This is a genomic window from Kineococcus rhizosphaerae (assembly GCF_003002055.1).
Lineage (GTDB): Bacteria > Actinomycetota > Actinomycetes > Actinomycetales > Kineococcaceae > Kineococcus > Kineococcus rhizosphaerae.
In genome coordinates this window covers 628,582-647,155 of sequence record NZ_PVZF01000001.1, presented here as the reverse complement: position 1 = coordinate 647,155, position 18,574 = coordinate 628,582, and the positions used below count along the sequence as shown (strand labels likewise).

Genomic DNA, 18,574 nt, shown 5'->3' with positions numbered 1-18,574 from the left:
GCCGTCAGGGGGCTCCGAGGATCGACCTCAGCTCCGCCTCGGCGTCCGGCACGGACAGGAACAGCAGGTGGTCGCCGGGTTCGAGGACGTCGTCCGGGCTCGGCGGCAGGGGCCGCTCGTTGCGGACGATGGCGACCAGGACGGTGTCCTCGGGCAGCCTGACCTCGGCGACGGTGCGGCCCAGCACGGGGCTGCCGTCCTCCAGGGTGTACTCCGACATCGACGCCTGGCCCTGCTGGAACGTGAACAGGCGCACGAGCTCGCCGACGGAGACGGCCTCCTCGACGAGGGCGGTCATGAGCCGGGGGGTCGAGACGGCCACGTCCACGCCCCAGGCCTCGTCGAACAGCCACTCGTTCTTCGGGTTGTTGACGCGGGCCACGGTGCGCGGGACGCCGTACTCGGTCTTGGCCAGCAGCGAGACGACCAGGTTGGCCTTGTCGTCGCCCGTGGCGGCCACGACGACGTCGCAGTCGGCGAGCTCGGCCTCGTCGAGGCTGACGATCTCGCAGGCGTCGGCGAGCAGCCACTGCGCGTCCGGGACGCTGGTGATCTTCATGGCGGCGGGGCTGCGGTCGATGAGCAGCACCCGGTGGCCGTTGCCGAGCAGTTCCCGGGCGATGGAGCGCCCGACGATGCCGGCGCCGGCGATGACGACGCGCATCAGGCTCCCTCCTCCGGCGCGGCGGCCAGCACGGCCGCGGCCGCGGCGAGGCGCTCGTCGGCCACGACCACGTGCACGATGTCGTCCTCCTGGTAGGCCATGCCCTTGGCCGGCACCAGACCCTGCCCCAGCCGCGTCACGTACGCGACGCGCACGCCCGCGGCGGCCTCCAGCGCCGACAGGGGCCGGCCCACCCACGCCTCGTGGACCGGGACCTCGACGAGCACGACGCGCCCGGAGGCGTCGCGGAACTCGCTGACGGCGCCCTCGGGCACGAGCCGGCGCAGGACCTGGTCCGCCGTCCAGCGGACCGTGGCGATCGTGGGGATGCCCAGGCGCTCGTAGACCTCGGCCCGGCCCGGGTCGTAGATGCGGGCCACGACGTTCTCGACGTCGAACTTCTCGCGCGCCACGCGGGCGGCGAGGATGTTGGAGTTGTCCCCGGAAGAGACCGCGGCGAACGCGTGGGCCTCGTGGATCCCGGCCTCGACGAGGGTGTCGTGGTCGAAGCCGACCCCGGTGACGCGCCGGCCCGCGAAGGCCGGGCCCAGGCGGCGGAAGGCGTCGGCGTTCTGGTCGACGACCGCGACGCTGTGACCCCGCTGCTCGACGGTGAGGGCCAGGCTCGAACCGACCCGGCCGCAGCCCATGATCACGAAGTGCACGTCCCGAACGCTACCGCCTGCTCCTGCGTCCGGCACGCACCCGGCGCGGATGCACCTACCATCGTGAGACGTGCCCTCTGTGACCGAAGCGGTCAAGCGCGTCCTGGTGGGACGGCCGTTCCGCAGCGAACGCCTGTCCGAGACGCTGCTGCCCAAGCGCATCGCGCTGCCCGTCTTCGCCTCCGACGCCCTCAGCTCGGTCGCCTACGCCCCCGACGAGATCTTCCTGACCCTGTCGATCGCGGGGATCGCGGCCTACGCGTTCTCGCCGTGGATCGTCGCCGCGGTCGTGCTGGTCATGTTCGTCGTGGTCGCCTCCTACCGGCAGAACGTGCACGCCTACCCCTCCGGGGGCGGGGACTACGAGGTCGCGACGGTCAACCTGGGCCCCAACGCCGGTCTGACGGTCGGCAGCGCGCTGCTCGTCGACTACGTGCTGACCGTCGCCGTCTCGATCTCCTCGGGTGCGCAGTACGCGGCGGCCGCGATCCCGGTCCTGCGCGGGCACGAGGCCCTGTTCGCGGTCGGGCTCGTCCTGCTGCTGATGACGGCCAACCTGCGCGGGCTGCGCGAGAGCGGCGCGGCGTTCGCCGTGCCCACGTACATCTTCATGTTCTCGATCCTGGGGATGGCGGTCTACGGGTTCGTGCGCCTGCTGCTGGGGGACCTGCCCGACGCCCCGAGCGGGGACCTCACCCTGACCGCCGAGCACGACATCTCCGGCGGCCTGACCAGCCTGGCGGGGGCCTTCCTCGTCCTGCGCGCCTTCTCCTCCGGCGCTGCGGCCCTGACGGGGGTGGAGGCCATCAGCAACGGCGTGCCGGCCTTCCGCAAGCCCAAGAGCAAGAACGCCGCCACGACGCTGCTGCTGCTGGGCCTGACGAGCGTCACCATGCTCGTGGGCATCGTGACCCTGGCCCGCGCCACCCACGTCCGCTTCGCCGAGGACCCCGCGCGGCAGCTGCTGCGCGACGGGGTGCCCGTGGGCGACTCCTACGTCCAGGACCCGATCATCGGCCAGCTCGCCGCGACCGTCTTCGACCACCTCCCGGTGGCCTTCTACGTTGTCACGGCCGCCACCGGCGTCATCCTGGTCCTGGCCGCCAACACCGCCTTCAACGGCTTCCCGGTGCTCGGCTCGATCCTGGCCCGCGACGGCTTCCTGCCCAAGCAGCTGCACACCCGCGGGGACCGGCTGGCGTTCTCCAACGGCATCATCGCGCTGGCGGTGGCGGCCATCGTCCTCATCGTCGCCTACGACGCCGAGGTCACCCGGCTCATCCAGCTCTACATCGTCGGCGTCTTCGTGTCGTTCACCATGAGCCAGACCGGCATGATCCGGCACTGGACGCGGCACCTGCGCACCGAGACCGACCCGGCCAAGCGCGCGGCCATGCGCCGCTCGCGGGTCATCAACAGCATCGGCCTGGGGCTGACCGGCCTGGTCCTGGTCATCGTCCTGCTGACGAAGTTCACCCAGGGCGCCTACATCGCGATCCTGGCCATGGTCGTCGTCTTCGTGAACATGAAGCTCATCCGCCGCCACTACACGAACGTGGCGCGCGAGATCGAGATCCCCGCCGAGCGGCAGGCCAAGGCGCTGCCCACCGGGGTGCGCGGCATCGTGCTCGTCTCCAAGATCCACAAGCCGACGATGCGGGCCCTGGCCTACGCCCGCGCCGCCAAGCTCACCGACCTGCAGGCCGTGACGGTCGCGGTCGAGCCGGAGGAGTCCGCCGCGCTGCAGCAGCGGTGGGAGGCCCTGGGCGTGCCCGTCCCGCTGACCGTCCTGGACTCCCCGTACCGCGACGTCACCAAACCCGTCCTGGAGTTCGTGCGGTCGATGCGCCAGCGCTACCCCCGCGACCTCGTCATCGTCTACGTCCCCGAGTACGTCGTCGGGCACTGGTGGGAGACGTTCCTGCACAACCAGTCCGCCCTGCGGCTGCGTGCCCGCCTGCGCTACCAGCCGGGGGTCATGGTCGCCAGCGTGCCCTGGCAGCTCAGCAGCTCCGCCGGGCTGGAGGACCGCGTCGAGCGCTCCGCCCCCGGCACCGTCCGCCGCGGCGCCTTCGGGCCCGGTCCCGTCCAGCCGCCCACCCGATCCCAGGAGCAACCGTGAGTCCCGCCCCCACCCGCCGGCGCCGCACCCGCCCGGCCCGCCCCGCCGGACCCGACGCCCGCGGCACCGAGATCGAGGTCGAGGTCGGGCCCGTCGCCCACGGCGGGCACTGCGTGGCCCGTCACGAGGGCCGGGTCGTCTTCGTCCGGCACGCCCTGCCCGGCGAGCGGGTCGTCGCCCGCGTCACCGAGGGCGCCGAGGGCGCGAAGTTCTGGCGGGCCGACGCCGTCCGGGTCCTGCGGGCCGACGCAGCCCGCGTCGAGCCGCCGTGCCCCGTCGCCGGCCCCGGGCTGTGCGGCGGCTGCGACTTCCAGCACGCCACCCCCGCCAGGCAGCGCGAGCTGAAGGCCGCCGTGGTCGCCGAGCAGTTCCGCCGGCTGGCCTCCCTGGACGTCGACGTGAGCGTCGAGGAGGCCCCCGGCGGCGGCGAGGAGCCCGGGGACGGCCTGCGCTGGCGCACCCGCACCCAGTTCGCCGTCGACGCCGAGGGCCGCACCGGGTTGCGCGCGCACCGCTCGCACGCCGTGGTCGCGCTGCAGGACTGCCCCATCAGCACCCGCGCCGTCGTCGGCTCCGGCGTCCTGGCCCAGCGCTTCGGCAACGTCGAGACCGTGGAGGTCGCCGCCGGGTCCGACGGCGCCGCCCCGCTGGTGGTCGCCACGCCGGTGGTCGGCACCCACGCGCACCTGCCCAAGCTGGCCGCCGCCTCGGTCGCGGTGCGCACCCCGGAGGGGCTGCACCGCGTCTCCGGGCGCACGTGGGTGGGGGAGCGGATCGGCGTGCGGGGCCGCGAGCACGACTTCCGCGTCAGCGGCGCCGGCTTCTGGCAGGTCCACCCCGCCGCGCCCGCCCTGCTGGGCGAGGCCGTCCTCGCCGCGCTGGAACCGCGGGCCGGTGAGCGCGCCCTCGACCTCTACTCCGGCGTCGGCCTGTTCACCGCGCTGCTGGCCGACGCCGTCGGCGCCGAGGGCCACGTGCTGGCCGTCGAGGGGTCCGAGCGGGCCGTGCGCGACGCGCGCAAGTCCCTGCACGCCCTCGAGCAGGTCGAGCTGTGGGCCGGGGCCGTCGAGGAGGCCCTCACCGACGACGAGCTCGTGCGGCGGGGGGCCGACGTGGTCGTCCTCGACCCGCCCCGCTCCGGCGCCGGCCGCGACACCGTGGCCGCGATCGCGGGGCTGGCCCCCCGGGCCGTCGCCTACGTCGCCTGCGACCCCGCCGCCCTGGCCCGCGACACCGCCTTCCTGGCCGGGCACGGGTACGTCCTGGACGGCCTGCGGGCCTTCGACCTGTTCCCCATGACCCACCACGTGGAGTGCGTCGCGCGGTTCGTCCGCGCCGCGACGGTCCCCACCCCGCCGCAGGCCTGACCCGCGCCGGGGCGGGCGGGGTCAGCCCCCCGTGGCGGGTCCGCGCTCCTCAGCGGGGGAGCGCAGGCCGGACAGACCGGACAGGACCGAGGCCAGGACGACGGCGGGAGGGGTCCGCGCCTCGGTCAGGTCGACGACCTCCCGCTCGTCCCAGGCCGGGACGGGTTCGCGGGTGGAGTGCCGGGGGACGTAGCGCGCCGGACGCGACGTGGGCAGGGACACGGTCTCCTCCTGGGGTCTGGTGCGGGGGTCTGGTGCGGGGGTCTGGTGCGGGGTCTGGTGCGGGGTCTGGTGCGGGGTCAGCCGAGCCGGCCGGAGCTGGACAGCCACAGGACCACGAGCAGGGTCAGGACGACCGACGCCGCGGCACCGGCCCCGCCGACCAGCGCCAGCCCCGCGACGTCGATGCGCGAGCACACCGCGCGCACGGCCTCGCGGACCCGGGTGCGCACGTCGACCGCGGGCTGGTCCGGGATGGCCCGCAGCCCCGCCAGGACCGAGGCGAGGACGACGCCGGACTCGGCGTCCCCCAGCTCCACGGCCCGGGGCACGCGACGGGCCGGCAGCGTCCGCGGCGCGGCGCGGTGCTGGGCGCGGCGCACCGACGGGACGGCCGGGCGGGCGGTGGGCTTCGCCGCGGTCTTCGCGGACGTCGTCGCGCGGGGCGTCGCGCGGGGCGTCGCGGTGGTCGACACGGGGTTCATCGGGCTGGCTCCAGGGCGTCGGACGGGCGGCGTGCGGGTGCTGCCTCCACTGTGCTGACCGAGCGTGATCCGACTCAAGCCGTGCGTAGTGCAACCGAGTGCACCCGTCCGGGTGGTCCGTCGCTGTGCGGGGTCGTCCGGGGCCCTCCCGGACGGTCCCGGGGCCTCGGGGGATCATCGGGGGGTGAGCGACAGCCCGACCGGTCCGGGACCGCGGCGGTTCCCCCGCAGCGTCTACGGCACCGGCACCGAGCCCGACCCGCGGTTCTCCCTGGCCAACGAACGCACCTTCCTGGCCTGGATCCGCACGTCCCTGGCGCTGCTCGCGGCGGGGGTGGCCCTCGAGGGCCTCGACCTGGCCCTGCAGCCCGGGCTGCGGCTGGCCGCCTCGGTCGTCCTGGTCCTGCTGGGGGTCCTGGCCCCCGTGCAGGCCTGGCGGGGGTGGGCCCGCGACGAGCGGGCGATGCGGCGCGGCGTCCCGCTCGCCTCGCCGACCCTCGCCTCGCCGCTGACGGCCGGGGTGGGGCTGGCGGGTCTGCTCGTCCTGCTCGGCCTGCTGCTGCGGTGAGCCGGTTCGACCCGGGCCTGCAGCCCGAGCGCACGGCCCTGGCGTGGCGACGGACCGCGGTCTCGGTGCTCGTCGGGTCCGCGGCGGGGGGCCGGTTGCTGGCCGGGCAGCTGGGGGCGGGCGCCGTCGTGCTGGGGATCGCCGGGTGCGCCTTCGCGGTGTGGCTGCACGCCGCGGCCGGTGCCCGGGCCCGCCGGACGTCCCGGGCGCTGGCGCGCGACGGCCACCTCGGGCGCGGGCCGGACGGCCGGGTCCTGGCGCTCACGTGCGCCTTCAGCGTCCTCGTGGGCGCGTTCGCCGTGTCGGTCGTCCTCGGCCACGGCCTCAGTGGTATCTTGACGTCGAGATAAATGGTCGGGGGTCCTCCCGACCCCGCGAGCGTCACGGCCCGGCCCGGTGGGACGATCGAGCACGGTACGGACGGCACGACCACGCCAATGACGACGGAAGAGAAGTGAGGAGCTCCCGGTGAGCAGCCACAACAGCTTCGAAGCCAAGGCTACCCTAACGGTTGGGGGGACGGACTACACGATCTTCCGTCTCGACAAGGTCGAGGGTGCGGCGAAGCTGCCGTTCAGCCTCAAGGTCCTCCTGGAGAACCTGCTGCGCACCGAGGACGGCGCCAACATCACGGCCGACCACATCCGCGCCCTCGGTGGCTGGGACCCGTCCGCGCAGCCGGACACGGAGATCCAGTTCACGCCGGCCCGCGTGATCATGCAGGACTTCACCGGCGTCCCCTGCATCGTCGACCTCGCCACCATGCGCGAGGCCGTCGCCGACCTCGGCGGGGACCCGACCAGGGTCAACCCGCTGTCGCCGGCCGAGCTGGTCATCGACCACTCCGTCATCTCCGACGTCTTCGGCCGCCCCGACGCCTTCGAGCAGAACGTCGACCTGGAGTACGGCCGCAACCGCGAGCGCTACCAGTTCCTGCGCTGGGGCCAGACGGCCTTCGACGACTTCAAGGTCGTCCCGCCGGGCACCGGCATCGTGCACCAGGTGAACATCGAGCACCTGGCCCGCGTCGTGTTCCCGCGCCAGGTGGGCTCGGAACTGCAGGCCTACCCCGACACCCTCGTCGGCACGGACTCGCACACCACGATGGTCAACGGCCTCGGCGTGCTCGGCTGGGGCGTCGGCGGCATCGAGGCCGAGGCGGCCATGCTCGGCCAGCCCGTCTCGATGCTCATCCCGCGCGTCGTCGGCTTCAAGCTGTCCGGGCAGATCCCGGCCGGCGCGACCGCCACCGACGTCGTCCTCACCATCACCGAGATGCTGCGCAAGCACGGCGTCGTCGGCAAGTTCGTCGAGTTCTACGGCGCGGGCGTGGCCTCGGTGCCGCTGGCCAACCGCGCCACCATCGGCAACATGAGCCCGGAGTTCGGCTCCACCGCGGCGATCTTCCCGATCGACGACGTGACCCTGGACTACCTGCGCCTGACCGGTCGCAGCGACGAGCAGGTCGCCCTCGTCGAGGCCTACACCAAGGAACAGGGCCTGTGGCACGACCCGTCGGTCGAGGCCGCCTACTCCGAGTACCTCGAGCTGGACCTGTCGACCGTCGTGCCGAGCATCGCCGGCCCGAAGCGCCCGCAGGACCGCATCGTGCTGACCGAGGCCAAGGAGGCGTTCCGCGCCGCCCTGGGCGACTACGTCACCGACGAGGCCCCGGCCACCGGGAACGTCGCCTCCAGCGCCCACAGCGACGCGGTCGACGCCGTCGCCGGCTCCTCCCAGGACGAGGCCAGCGCCGAGAGCTTCCCGGCGTCCGACGCCCCCTCGGCCTCGAGCACCGACGAGCGCGACGAACCCGCCGCCCCCGGTCACGCCCAGGGCCGCCCCTCGAAGAAGGTCGCGGTCACCATGGCCGACGGCACGCAGACCGAGATCGACCACGGCGCCGTCGCGATCGCCTCGATCACCAGCTGCACCAACACCTCCAACCCCTCGGTCATGGTCGCCGCCGCGCTGCTGGCCAAGAACGCCGTGGAGAAGGGCCTGACCCGCAAGCCGTGGGTCAAGACCTCCCTCGCGCCCGGGTCGAAGGTCGTCACCGACTACTACGACAAGGCCGGCCTCACGCCGTACCTGGAGAAGCTCGGCTTCCACCTCGTCGGCTACGGCTGCGTGACCTGCATCGGGAACTCCGGTCCGCTGCCCGAGGAGGTCTCCGCGGCCATCCAGGAGAACGACCTCGCCGTCACCGCGGTCCTGTCGGGCAACCGCAACTTCGAGGGCCGCATCAACCCCGACGTCAAGATGAACTACCTGGCCTCCCCGCCGCTGGTCATCGCCTACGCCCTCGCCGGCACGATGGACTGGGACGTGGAGAACGACCCCATCGGCCAGGACGAGTCCGGCACCGACGTGTACCTGAAGGACATCTGGCCCGACGCGGCCGAGGTCGAGCGGGTCATCGGCGAGGCCATCAGCAAGGACATGTTCGTCAAGGACTACGCCGACGTGTTCGCCGGTGACGAGCGCTGGCAGGGTCTGCCGACCCCCGAGGGCAGCACCTTCGCCTGGGACGCCGAGTCCACCTACGTCCGCAAGCCCCCGTACTTCGAGGGCATGCAGGCCGAGCCCGCGCCCGTCACCGACATCTCCGGCGCGCGTGTGCTGTTGCTGCTGGGCGACTCGGTCACCACCGACCACATCTCCCCGGCCGGTTCCATCAAGCCCGACTCGCCGGCGGGGGTGTACCTGACCGAGCACGGCGTGGACCGCAAGGACTTCAACTCCTACGGCTCGCGCCGCGGCAACCACGAGGTCATGATCCGCGGCACGTTCGCGAACATCCGCCTGCGCAACCAGTTGCTGGACAACGTCTCCGGCGGGTTCACCCGTGACTTCACCAACGGCGGCGAGCAGTCGTCGATCTACGACGCCGCGCAGAACTACGCCGCGGCCGGCACCCCGCTCGTCGTCCTGGGCGGCAAGGAGTACGGCTCGGGCTCCTCGCGCGACTGGGCGGCCAAGGGCACCGCGCTGCTGGGCGTCAAGGCCGTCATCACCGAGAGCTTCGAGCGCATCCACCGCTCGAACCTCATCGGGATGGGCGTCGTGCCGCTGCAGTTCCCGCAGGGGGAGTCGGCGGCGTCGCTGGGGCTGGACGGCACCGAGACGTTCGACATCGCCGGCATCACCGAGCTCAACGAGGGCCGCACTCCGCGGACCGTGAAGGTCACCGCGACCCGCGAGTCCGGCGAGACGGTCGAGTTCGACGCGGTCGTGCGCATCGACACCCCCGGTGAGGCGGACTACTACCGCAACGGCGGGATCCTGCAGTACGTGCTGCGGTCGCTGACCGGCGCCTGATCCACCACGGACGGGCGGTCACCCCCTCGGCGGGGGTGGCCGCGCGTCCGCGCGTCCGGGCCCGGGTGTGGTCTGATCTAGCCGTGCCTGCCACCCCCAGCCCACCACGGTCCGGTCGTCTCGCCCTGCCCCTGGTCGGTGCCGTGCTGGGGGCCGCGCTGTCGTGGGTCTCCTCCCGCGGTCTCATCGACGACAGCTACATCACGCTGGCCTACGCGCGGAACCTCGCCGAGCACGGGCACTGGGGGATGACCCCGGGGATCACCTCGAACGCCGCGACGTCCCCGCTGAACGTCGGCCTGCTGGCCCTGGGGTTCCTCCTCGCCCGCCCGTTCGCGGGGGTGGACGGGGAACTGGCGCTGGGGGTCGTCACGACGCTGCTCGTCGCCGTCGCCGCCGGGTGCGCCGGGTACGTCACGCGCCGGGCGGCGATCTCACCGGCGTGGGCCGTGGCCGGGCTGGTCGTCGTCCTCGCCAACCCCCTGCTGGTCTCGGCGCTCGGGCTCGAGGTGGTGCTGCTGTTCACCGCGATGACGGCCCTGCTGGCCGCCGGACTGGCCGGGCGCCCCGTGGTGTTCGGCGTCGTCGCGGGCCTGGCGCTGCTGGCCCGGCTGGACACGGTGGTGTTCATCGTCGTGCTCGCCCTGGCCTGCCACGGGGTGCGCCGCCGGTTGCCGTCGGCGGTCCTGGCGTGCTGCGTCGTGGCGCTGCCGTGGTTCGCGGCGAGCTGGTACTGGCTGGGGTCGGCGATCCCGGACACGTTCGTCATCAAGACGAACCAGAAGAACTTCGGGCCCGACCGGACGTACCTGCGCGGTCTGTGGACGCACTACTGGCCGAACACGCCGGTGGCGGTCGGGGTCGGCGTCGCGGGGGCCGCGATCGGGGTGCTCGTCCTCGTGGTGCTCGTCCTGCTGCTCGTGCGCCGGCGCGACGGGGTGCGGGCCGGCCTGATCGGCCTGGGGGTCGCCGGGGCGCTGTACTTCGGCGTCTACTCCGTCCTGGGGGTCCCGCCCTACCAGTGGTACTACGTGCCGCCCGCCGCGGCGCTGTCCTTCGTCGCGGTCCTGGGTCTCGGTGTCCTGCTGCGGGACAGGGGTCGGCGGGTGCTGACCGTGGGGCTGTCCCTGGCCGCGGTCGCCGGTCTGGGGTTCTCGGTCCCGGCCGCGGCGTTCCCGCTGCCGTGGGCCTACCCGCCGGTCTTCGGCAACTTCGCCACCCCGGCCGAGTACCACGCGATCGGCGCGCGGGTGGGCCGCATCGTCGGGGACGAACGCGTCCAGGCTCCCGGGGAGATCGGCGAGCTGGCGTACTCGTGCGACTGCGAGATCGTCGACCAGTTCTCCGACCCCGCCGTGCTGCAACCGCTCATCGACGAGCGCATCGCGAACGCCGACCCGGTGCTCGCCCGGCTCCTGACGTGGAACTACGCCCGCCGCGACCCCGGCCCGGCCCAGCCGACGCCGTGGGTCCTGCGCTGGCGCAGCGCCGCGGTCAAACCTCCGCAGGGCGTGGCGCAGTGGACGACGACGGCCGGGACGTGGCGGACGAAGGACGAGCTGGTCCTGTTCCGCGCGCAGGACGCCACGCCCTGATCACCGCTCGGGGAACGTCACGGTGCGGGGGCCGGTGAACTCCTGCCCGGCGCGCACGAGGGTGCGACCGGCGGGGACGGCCACCTCGACGGTTCCCGGGCGGACCAGCACGCGGATCTCGCCGTCACCGACGGGCACGACCGCCCCGGCCCACTCCAGCTCCCCGAGCTGGGGGTCCACCGTGAACGTCGCCCACCCCGCGGAGGCCGGTCGAACCCCCGTGACGACCTGCGGCAGCAGGCTCGCCGGGCCCGCGGCCCAGGCGTGGCACAGGCTCTTGCCGAACGGCCGGCCGTACATGCTCCACGGGCTGGCGCGGGGGTCGGCGAACTCCTCCCAGAAGCTCGTCGCGCCCGCCTCCAGCATCGCGCCCCAGTGCCGGCGGACCCGGGCCACGGCCTCGGGGCCGTGCCCCACCTCGGCCAGGGCGGCCAGCGCGAACGCGGTGACGAACGGGGTCCGGGTGGCGGGTCCGTCCAGCAGGGTGCGCGCCGCACCCTCGCGTTCGGCGGGACCGCTGACGCCGGACAGGACGGCGAACAGCGTGGCGTGCACCGAGATCCCCGACGGCCCGTCGAGGTGCTCCTTCCACCCCCGGCGCTGCGCGTCCCACGCCCGGGCGCGCAGGGCGGCGGACAGCCGGTCGGCCAGCTCGTCCCAGCGCCCGGCCGCCTCGTGCCCGGCGGCGCGCAGGACGGTCACCGCGCTGCGCAGCGCCCAGAACCACAGGCACTGCAGCGCCGTGCAGTCGCGGTCGGGGTCGACGTCGACGCCCCAGTCGATGAACACGGGTTTCGGGAACGCGCCCGGCCCCGGCACCGGGCGCAGGACGCCGTCGGGCCCGGCCTCGGTGGCGACGTCGGCGACGAAGGCGGCGACCTCCTCGGCGTCGGCGGGTGCGTCGAGGGTGAACGAGCGCAGGACGGCGTGCGTGATCAGCCACCAGAGGGAGTAGTCGACGATGCCGTTGACGTACCCCTCGGTGTGCCGGCCGAGGACGTCCAGGGTGCGCCGGGCGATCCCCGTGTCGCCGAACGCGTACGCCAGGGCGGGGGCGCCGAGCGCGGTGTCACCCGTCCACGGCATGCGGTCGCGCTTGACGCCGTCGACCAGCAGACCCTGCGCGCACACCCGCAGCGTGTGCACGCTCGTGGCCCAGATCCGCTCGAGCACGGGGTCGGAGCAGGTGAACAGGCCGCGGGCTTGCACGGGGTGCGCGGCGGCCTCGAGGAGGACCGACTCGACCCCGGTCGCGTGGACCGCCACGTGCCGCAGCCCGAGCTCGTGGACGGAGGCCCAGGAGCCGTCCGGCCGCTGCTCGAGGTCGTGGCGCTGCTCGGCTCCCGTCCCGGCGTCGGGGTCGAGGAGGGCCTCGGCGCGCGACTCCCCGGCGACGATCCGGGGGACCCCGGTGCAGCGCACGACGACCCGGCCGAGGAGTTCGGCCGGTGCGGTCCACAGCCCGTCGGCGTCCTGCGCGAGCGCGACGGGGTGGACGGGGTTGCGGACCTCGTCGGGCGCGGTGCGCGGGCGCCCGGGACGCAGTTCCGGCCGCGTCCAGGTGCGCTCGTCGGCCGACACCTCCTCGACCTCCGCGTCCCCGCCGAGGACCGCGAGCCCGGCGGGCCGGGTGCCGTGGGTGCGCACGCGGACCGTCCAGCTGCCGTCCGCGGCCGGTCCGGCGGGGGTCCCGGCCACGGCCACCACCGTCCCCGTCGCGGTGGCCCGGCCGGTTCCCCGTCCCCGGAAGACGGCGTCGGCGACGAGGCGCCCGAGGTTGTCCGGGTAGCCGACGTCGACCGCCGCGGCGAAACCCTCCCGCACGATCCGGTGCAGCAGGCCGAGGTCCCACTGCCCCGGCAGGGCCGCCCAGCGGACGTCGAGGGGTTCGCCCCCGGGACGGTCGGGCAGCGGGTCCACCCGGCACGTGGCGGTGAGCTCGGCGGTCGTCCGCGGAACCGGCGTGGCGTTCTGCACGGGCTCAGTCGACCACACCGCGGCTGTGGCGGCCGAGCACCGCCCGCAGATCGCCGAACAGCAGGTTCACGTCGAGCCGGATGCACACCGAGACGCCCTCGCGTGGGCCCGGTTCCCACGTGCTGGACTCCGTCGACAGGGCCGTGTCGAGCAGGGGGCAGCTGTCCCCGAGCGGCCACACCGGGTCCACCGCGAACCCCGGCGGCAGCGGCAGGTCGGTGAACCGCCGCCACAGCCAGGGACCCGCGGGAGGCAGCGCGGTCAGGAACTCCTCCAGCTCGCGCACCGACCAGGCGCACTGCCGGTAGGTCTCCAGCGGGTACTGGCGCACCCGCAGGTCCGCGAGCCCGAGCACGAACTCCGCGGCCCGCGGGTCGGTGTCCCGGTTGTACTCCGCCGCGCCCGTGCGGCTGCCGCCCACCCAGGTCAGGCTGAAGCGCCGCGCGAGCCCGGGGTCGGCGGCCAGGGCGTGCGCGACGTTGGTCAGCGGACCGGCGCACACGACGGTCAGCGGCACCGGGTCCTCGGCCCGGGCGGCCGCGGTGATCGCCCGTGCGGCCGGGAGGCCACCGCGGAGCCGTCGAACGGCTCGTCGGCGCCCGCGTGCACCCCGGGCCGGCCGCGGTCCAGCACCTCGAGCAGCTCGGTCGCCAGCGCCGCCCCCGCCGCGGCCGACCCGGCGGGGTCGACGAAGACGGGGGACAGGAACGAGCTCGTCACGGCGTCGACGCGGTTGCCGGGGGCGAGCACGTGGTGAGCCAGGGCGACCAGTCCGTCGGGGTCACCGCCCCAGTCGTTGTCGACGACGACCCGCGAACGGGTGGCGACGGTCCAGGGCACGCGGACTCCTCAGAGGTGGTCGGTGAAGAACCGCACGGTCGCGGTCAGGGCCTCGGCGGCGGCGGTGGCGTGCCCGAGCCAGAGGTGGTCGGCGCCGGGCCAGGAGCGCTGCTCGACCAGCGCCCCGGCGCCGTCCAGGGCCCGGACGACCCGCTCGCCCTGGCGGGCCGCGACGAAGCGGTCGTCCTCGCCGTGCAGGACCAGGAAGCGGCGCCCGCGCACGACGTCGGCCACCACGCGGTGCACGGGGCTGGCGTCGGCCGCACGGTCCGGGACCGCCGAGACGGGGGCGCCCAGCAGCAGCGCCTCCCGGGAGGCAGGGTCGTCCGGGTCCGTCCCGCCGTCGCCCGCCAGGGTCGTCAGGTCGGTCGGGGCGTACCAGGAGACGACGGGTCCCAGACCGGCACCGCTCACCCCGAGCAGCAGCGCGAGGTGACCGCCCGCGGACTCGCCCCACACCCCGATCCGGGTGGCGTCGATCCCCAGTTCCGGCGCCCGGGTGCGCAGGAACTCCACGGCCGCCCGCACGTCGTCGAGCTGCGCGGGCCAGCGCGCCTCGGAGGAGAGCCGGTAGTCGAGAGCCGCGACGGCGAACCCGGCGCCGGTCAGCTCTGCGAACACCGTCGCCCCGGGCTGCGCACCGACCCACCGGCGGTCACCGGCCGCCCAGCCCCCGCCGTGCAGGTACAGCACGACGGGCGGCGGGACGTCGGAGGTCGCGGGCCGGTGCAGGTCCAGTTCCAGCGGTCGCGCCCCCGGCGGCGTGGAGTACGCGAGACCGGCCAGGCACGAGGCCGGGTCCGGCAGCGGCCAGCCGTCGACCGCCGGGGGCCGGGGCAGGGTCCGCCCGGGCAGGGGGTCAGACACCGTCCCACCCGAACCCCGGCAGCAGTTCCACGTCGAGCTCGCGCGCCGCGGCGAGCAGGTCGGGGATCGGCGGGACGTACGGAGGTTGCGCCCCCGCGTGGTCGGTGGGGGTCCCCATCCGCTGCGGGAACCGCTCGAAACCCCCGCTGACGACGCCCAGCAGCTGCGCGGCCTCCTCGACGCGGTAGGCGTGCGGCAGACCGGCCGGGACGAAACCGAAGTCGCCGGTCCGCAGCACGCGCGTCCGCTGCCGGCCGCTCTCGTCCTGCACGAACAGCCGGACGGCGCCGTCGAGGACGTAGAACACCTCGTGGGTCCCCGCGTGGGAGTGGGTCGGGATGATGTCCCCGGACGGGCAGGTGCTCGTGAACACCCCGAACTGCCCCTGCGTCTCGGCGCCGCTGAGCAGCAGCGTGAACAGGTCGCCGAACAGGTTGGCGTGCTCACCCTCGCCGCGGTCGAGGAAGAAGGGTTCGGGCCGGCCGGGCAGGACGCCGTCCCACGCCGGGCGCCCCGACGGGTCACGCAGGTACTGGAACGTCACGTCGTCCTCCGTCGGGGTTGCCCGCGGTGCGTGCGCGCCGGACGAGGCCGGCGTACACGTCCGCGGAGGGTTTGCGGGTGCGGGCGAAGGTCTCGCGGTCCACCGAGACCAGCCCGAGCTTCGGGCCGTACCCGAAGATCCACTCGAAGTTGTCCAGCAGGGTCCAGTGGCAGTACCCCAGGACAGGGGTCCCCCGCCCGATCTCGGCGCCCAGCGAATCCAGGGCGGCGGGCAGGAACCGCGCGCGCTGGGTGTCGTCCTCGGTCTGGATGCCGTGCTCGGTCACGAGGACGGGGACCCCCGACACCTCGTGCGCGTAGCGCACGGCCCCGGCCAGCGAGTCAGGGTCGACGACGCTGCCCATCCCGTTGCGCGCGCCGTCGGGGACGACCTCGCCGTCCGGGCCGTGCCAGAACGTCTCGTAGTTCTGCACGCCGACGAAGTCGTCGTCGCGGGCCTCGCGCAGCCAGTGGTCGTAGACGGCGGCCCGGCGCGCGTCGCGGTGGGCCTGGCCGCCGGGCAGGGCGACCTCGTGGGCCAGGGCGATGGACACCCCGACCGGCAGGTCGGCGCGGCGGGCCTTGGCCGCCGCCCGGGCGGCGCGGTGGGCGAGGGTGAACCGTTCCTGGAACTCGTCCTGGGCCGCGGCGGGGATGACGTTCCCCGTGACGTACCGGTCGGTGCCGGCGGCGCGGGCGGCGGCGGCGAGCATGTCCCGCTTGAGCAGTTCGGCCTCCGGGGGGAGTTTGCCGCCGGCCTGCAGGAGCTGCTCGAGGTTCGGCTCGTTGAGCGTGACGGCCGCTGCGATCCGGTCTCCGATCCGGGCCACGACCCGGTCCACCTGGTCGGCGAACACCTCCGGGGCGTCCGGGGCGGCCCAGGACCCGGCGGCGGAGAACCAGTGCGGGGCGGTGAAGTGGTTGAGGGTCACGACCGGGGCGAGCCCGCGGATCAGGGCCGCGTCGACCACGCGGTCGTAGTGGTCGAGGGCGGCGGGGGAGACCTCGCCGCGCGCGGGTTCCACGCGGGACCACTCCACGGAGAACCGGAAGGCGTTCAGCCCCATCCCGGCGGCCAGGTCCAGGTCCTCCTCGTACCGGGCGTAGCTGTCGCAGGCGGTCCCGGACCGCTCGCGGAACAGCGTGGGGTGGACGTTCTCCAGGAACCAGGTGTCGCTGGCGGTGTTGCCGCCCTCGACCTGGTGCCCGGCGGTGGCGACGCCCCACAGGAAACCCTCGGGGAACTCGGTCACGGTGCTTCTCCAGACTGTCGGTGGTCGGACGGGTCAGCGGGCGCCGCGGACCAGCGGGACGACGAGACCGCCGAGGACGGCCGCCCCGGCCCCGGCGACGAACAGGGCGGCGAAGTTCCCGCCGCCGCCGATCGCCAGCAGCGCCGGGGCGACGGCGGCCACGAGGGTCACCGGCAGGTTGTCGGCGATCTTCAGGATCCCGAGGTCCTTGGCCGGGTTCTCGGGGTCGGGCAGGACCTGGGTGGCCAGCACGAGTTCCACCGCGAAGTAGACGCCCTGGCCCAGGCCGACGACACCGCAGGCCAGCAGGTACCCGCCGAACGTCGAGGCCCGGGCGGCGAGCACCAGACCGGTGGCCAGGATGAGGGCGGCGGCGACGATGAAGGGCTTGCGGCGGCCGAGCCGGTCGCTGAGCCGGCCGACGGCCGGGGCGACGAGCAGGGTGACGCCGGCGTTGACGACGACGGTCAGCAGGATCGCCCGGCCCAGGCCGGCCGGTTCCAGGTGCAGGCGCTGCAGCAGGTAGATCGCCTGGTAGCCGTTGAGGGCGGCGACCCCGGAGAAGACGAGCATCCGGCTGGTGAAGACCCAGGTGAAGTTCGGGAACCGCAGCGGATTCACCCAGAAGACGGCCACGAACCCGCGCAGGTCGAAGGCCGGCGGGGCGTGCTGCGGGCGGGGGTCGCGGACGACGGCGGCCAGCAGGACGAGGAAGGCGACGGCGACGGCGGTGGGGATGCCGACGAGGGGGGCCAGGTCGTCCCCGAACGGCACGGCGACGGCCAGGCCCACGAGGGCGCCGAGGGGGGTGCCGATGCTGATCAGGGCGGCCGTCGGCCCGCGGCGTTCGGCGGGCAGCTGGTCGGTGACCAGGGCGATGCAGGTCACCGTGGCCGTCACGAAGCCGGTGGTGATGAGCAGGTGGGCCGCCACGAAGGCGGGCACGTTCGGCGCGGCCACGAGCAGGAAGCCACCGGCCACGAAGGCGGCGGCGGCCAGCAGCAGGAAGGGGCGCCGGCGGCCCAGCCGGGCCCGCGAGCGGTCGCTGAGGGCGCCGACCACGGGCAGGGCCACCAGGGTCAGGATCCCGGCGACGCCGCTGGACAGGGAGATGGTCGTGGTCGCGCTCGCGGCGTCGAGCTGGGTCGCCTTGAGGGTCAGCGTCAGCAGCGCCGCCGACATCTGCGCGGCACCGGCGCCGATGCAGGCGAGCAGGGCCAGCAGGGCGAAACCCCGCGGCGGTGCGGCGGTGGGCGGTGCGGCCAGGCCGGTCGCCGGGCCGGTCATCGGGTCGGTCGGGAGGGGGACCGGTGGGACGTCGGTGGGCAGGAGGGGCTGGGAGGGAACGGTCATGGGGGCTTCCTCGCCGTGTCGTGGCCGCGGGCAGCGGCCGTGTTCGTCGTCGAACGCACACCCCGTCGCCGGGGTGCGGCGACGCTAACACGAAAACATGAAAGGGTCTATGTTTTTGGTCGGTCCCTGCTACGGTTCGGGAGTGGCCGGACCCCGGGGCGAGTACCGCAAGAGCGCGGAACGTCGAGCGCAGATCCTCGACGCCGCGTTCACCGTGTTCTCCCGCGACGGCTACACCGCCGGCTCCGTCAACGAGATCGCCCGCGTCGTGGGCATCACCCAGACGGGGGTGCTGCACCACTTCGCCGGCGGCAAGCCGGCGCTGCTGCAGGCCGTGCTCGAACAGCGCGACGCCCGCGCCGAGCTCCTGCTGGCCGACCGCACCGGCCGCGAGTTCCTCACCGGCCTGGTCGAGATCTCCCGCAGCCAGGAGTCGCGCCGCGGGCTGGTCCAGCTCTACCGGCGGCTGGCGGCCGAGGCGGTCGACGCCACCCACCCCGCCCACGACTACTTCGCCACCCGCTTCCAGCGGATCGTCGACGCCGTGACCGACGCCTTCGCCGAGGTCGCCGGCCAGGGCGGTCTGCGACCGGGCCTGGACCCCCGCGACGCCGCGCTGCAGGCCGTCGCCATGACCGAGGGTCAGGAACTGCTCTGGCTGCACGGGTTCAAGATCGACCTCGCCGCGGCCACCGAGGCGTTCCTGGACACCCTGCTCGTCGAACCCCTCTGAAC

18 protein-coding genes are annotated in these 18,574 nt (G+C 74.3%); 7 read left to right on the top strand and 11 right to left on the bottom strand.

Going from position 1 to position 18,574, the window contains the following annotated elements; all coding sequences use genetic code 11:
- Positions 1-4: 4 nt before the first annotated feature.
- Together CLV37_RS03145 and CLV37_RS03140 are read right to left on the bottom strand one after the other, a co-directional pair.
- Positions 5-664 (bottom strand): potassium channel family protein, encoded by a 660-nt coding sequence (locus CLV37_RS03145; protein ID WP_106206814.1) that lies wholly within the window; start codon positions 662-664, stop codon positions 5-7.
- Positions 664-1,329 (bottom strand): potassium channel family protein, encoded by a 666-nt coding sequence (locus tag CLV37_RS03140; protein ID WP_106206812.1) that lies wholly within the window; start codon positions 1,327-1,329, stop codon positions 664-666. Before CLV37_RS03140 ends, CLV37_RS03145 begins: the two co-directional genes overlap by 1 nt.
- A gap of 70 nt (positions 1,330-1,399) precedes the next feature.
- Here CLV37_RS03140 and CLV37_RS03135 point away from each other — a divergent pair, with 70 nt between their 5' ends.
- Together CLV37_RS03135 and CLV37_RS03130 are read left to right on the top strand one after the other, a co-directional pair.
- Positions 1,400-3,451, top strand: coding sequence for an APC family permease (locus CLV37_RS03135; RefSeq protein ID WP_106206810.1), 2,052 nt, complete (start codon positions 1,400-1,402; stop codon positions 3,449-3,451).
- Positions 3,448-4,818 carry a class I SAM-dependent RNA methyltransferase gene (locus CLV37_RS03130; RefSeq protein WP_106206808.1) on the top strand — a complete coding sequence of 457 codons (1,371 nt, stop codon included), beginning with the start codon at positions 3,448-3,450 and terminating at the stop codon, positions 4,816-4,818. Before CLV37_RS03135 ends, CLV37_RS03130 begins: the two co-directional genes overlap by 4 nt.
- 21 nt (positions 4,819-4,839) lie before the next feature.
- Here the strand turns inward: CLV37_RS03130 and CLV37_RS03125 are convergent, their stop codons facing one another.
- Positions 4,840-5,040 carry a hypothetical protein gene (locus tag CLV37_RS03125; protein ID WP_106206806.1) on the bottom strand — a complete coding sequence of 67 codons (201 nt, stop codon included), beginning with the start codon at positions 5,038-5,040 and terminating at the stop codon, positions 4,840-4,842.
- A gap of 77 nt (positions 5,041-5,117) precedes the next feature.
- Positions 5,118-5,522 (bottom strand): hypothetical protein, encoded by a 405-nt coding sequence (locus CLV37_RS03120; protein WP_106206804.1) that lies wholly within the window; start codon positions 5,520-5,522, stop codon positions 5,118-5,120.
- Between the two features lie 184 nt (positions 5,523-5,706).
- Here CLV37_RS03120 and CLV37_RS28770 point away from each other — a divergent pair, with 184 nt between their 5' ends.
- The 4 genes from CLV37_RS28770 (at position 5,707) to CLV37_RS03100 (ending at position 11,006) form a co-directional block, all read left to right on the top strand.
- Positions 5,707-6,090, top strand: a complete 384-nt coding sequence (locus tag CLV37_RS28770) for a YidH family protein (protein WP_106206802.1) — start codon at positions 5,707-5,709, stop codon at positions 6,088-6,090.
- Positions 6,087-6,440, top strand: a complete 354-nt coding sequence (locus CLV37_RS03110) for a DUF202 domain-containing protein (RefSeq protein ID WP_106206800.1) — start codon at positions 6,087-6,089, stop codon at positions 6,438-6,440. Before CLV37_RS28770 ends, CLV37_RS03110 begins: the two co-directional genes overlap by 4 nt.
- 118 nt (positions 6,441-6,558) lie before the next feature.
- Complete coding sequence (locus CLV37_RS03105; RefSeq protein ID WP_106206798.1) at positions 6,559-9,411, top strand: aconitate hydratase; 2,853 nt, start codon at positions 6,559-6,561, stop codon at positions 9,409-9,411.
- A gap of 83 nt (positions 9,412-9,494) precedes the next feature.
- On the top strand, positions 9,495-11,006 hold the full coding sequence (locus CLV37_RS03100) for a glycosyltransferase 87 family protein (protein ID WP_146149280.1): 1,512 nt from the start codon (positions 9,495-9,497) through the stop codon (positions 11,004-11,006).
- On the opposite strand, the gene CLV37_RS03095 is transcribed toward CLV37_RS03100, so the two are convergent.
- The 7 genes from CLV37_RS03095 to CLV37_RS03070 are packed head-to-tail and all read right to left on the bottom strand — an operon-like array spanning position 11,007 to position 17,839.
- Complete coding sequence (locus tag CLV37_RS03095; protein ID WP_146149279.1) at positions 11,007-12,983, bottom strand: alpha-L-rhamnosidase-related protein; 1,977 nt, start codon at positions 12,981-12,983, stop codon at positions 11,007-11,009.
- Positions 12,984-12,987: 4 nt separating this feature from the next.
- The gene (locus CLV37_RS28030) at positions 12,988-13,500 is read right to left on the bottom strand and encodes a nucleoside hydrolase (protein WP_245885212.1); all 513 of its coding nucleotides are present in this window, start codon (positions 13,498-13,500) and stop codon (positions 12,988-12,990) included.
- On the bottom strand, positions 13,491-13,823 hold the full coding sequence (locus tag CLV37_RS28025) for a hypothetical protein (RefSeq protein WP_211298324.1): 333 nt from the start codon (positions 13,821-13,823) through the stop codon (positions 13,491-13,493). The genes CLV37_RS28030 and CLV37_RS28025 overlap by 10 nt, the downstream gene beginning before the upstream one ends.
- Positions 13,824-13,832: 9 nt before the next feature.
- Positions 13,833-14,690, bottom strand: a complete 858-nt coding sequence (locus CLV37_RS03085) for an alpha/beta hydrolase (RefSeq protein ID WP_170127024.1) — start codon at positions 14,688-14,690, stop codon at positions 13,833-13,835.
- Entirely contained in the window at positions 14,683-15,234 is a 552-nt protein-coding gene (locus tag CLV37_RS03080; RefSeq protein WP_106206792.1) for a quercetin 2,3-dioxygenase, read from the bottom strand. The genes CLV37_RS03085 and CLV37_RS03080 overlap by 8 nt, the downstream gene beginning before the upstream one ends.
- A complete protein-coding gene (locus CLV37_RS03075; RefSeq protein WP_106206790.1) occupies positions 15,212-16,486 on the bottom strand; it encodes a family 1 glycosylhydrolase in 1,275 nt (424 codons plus the stop codon). The genes CLV37_RS03080 and CLV37_RS03075 overlap by 23 nt, the downstream gene beginning before the upstream one ends.
- Positions 16,487-16,519: 33 nt before the next feature.
- Complete coding sequence (locus CLV37_RS03070; protein WP_106206788.1) at positions 16,520-17,839, bottom strand: MFS transporter; 1,320 nt, start codon at positions 17,837-17,839, stop codon at positions 16,520-16,522.
- A gap of 142 nt (positions 17,840-17,981) precedes the next feature.
- On the opposite strand from CLV37_RS03070, the gene CLV37_RS03065 reads away from it, so the two are divergent.
- Entirely contained in the window at positions 17,982-18,572 is a 591-nt protein-coding gene (locus tag CLV37_RS03065) for a TetR/AcrR family transcriptional regulator (protein ID WP_170127023.1), read from the top strand.
- Positions 18,573-18,574 lie beyond the last annotated feature (2 nt).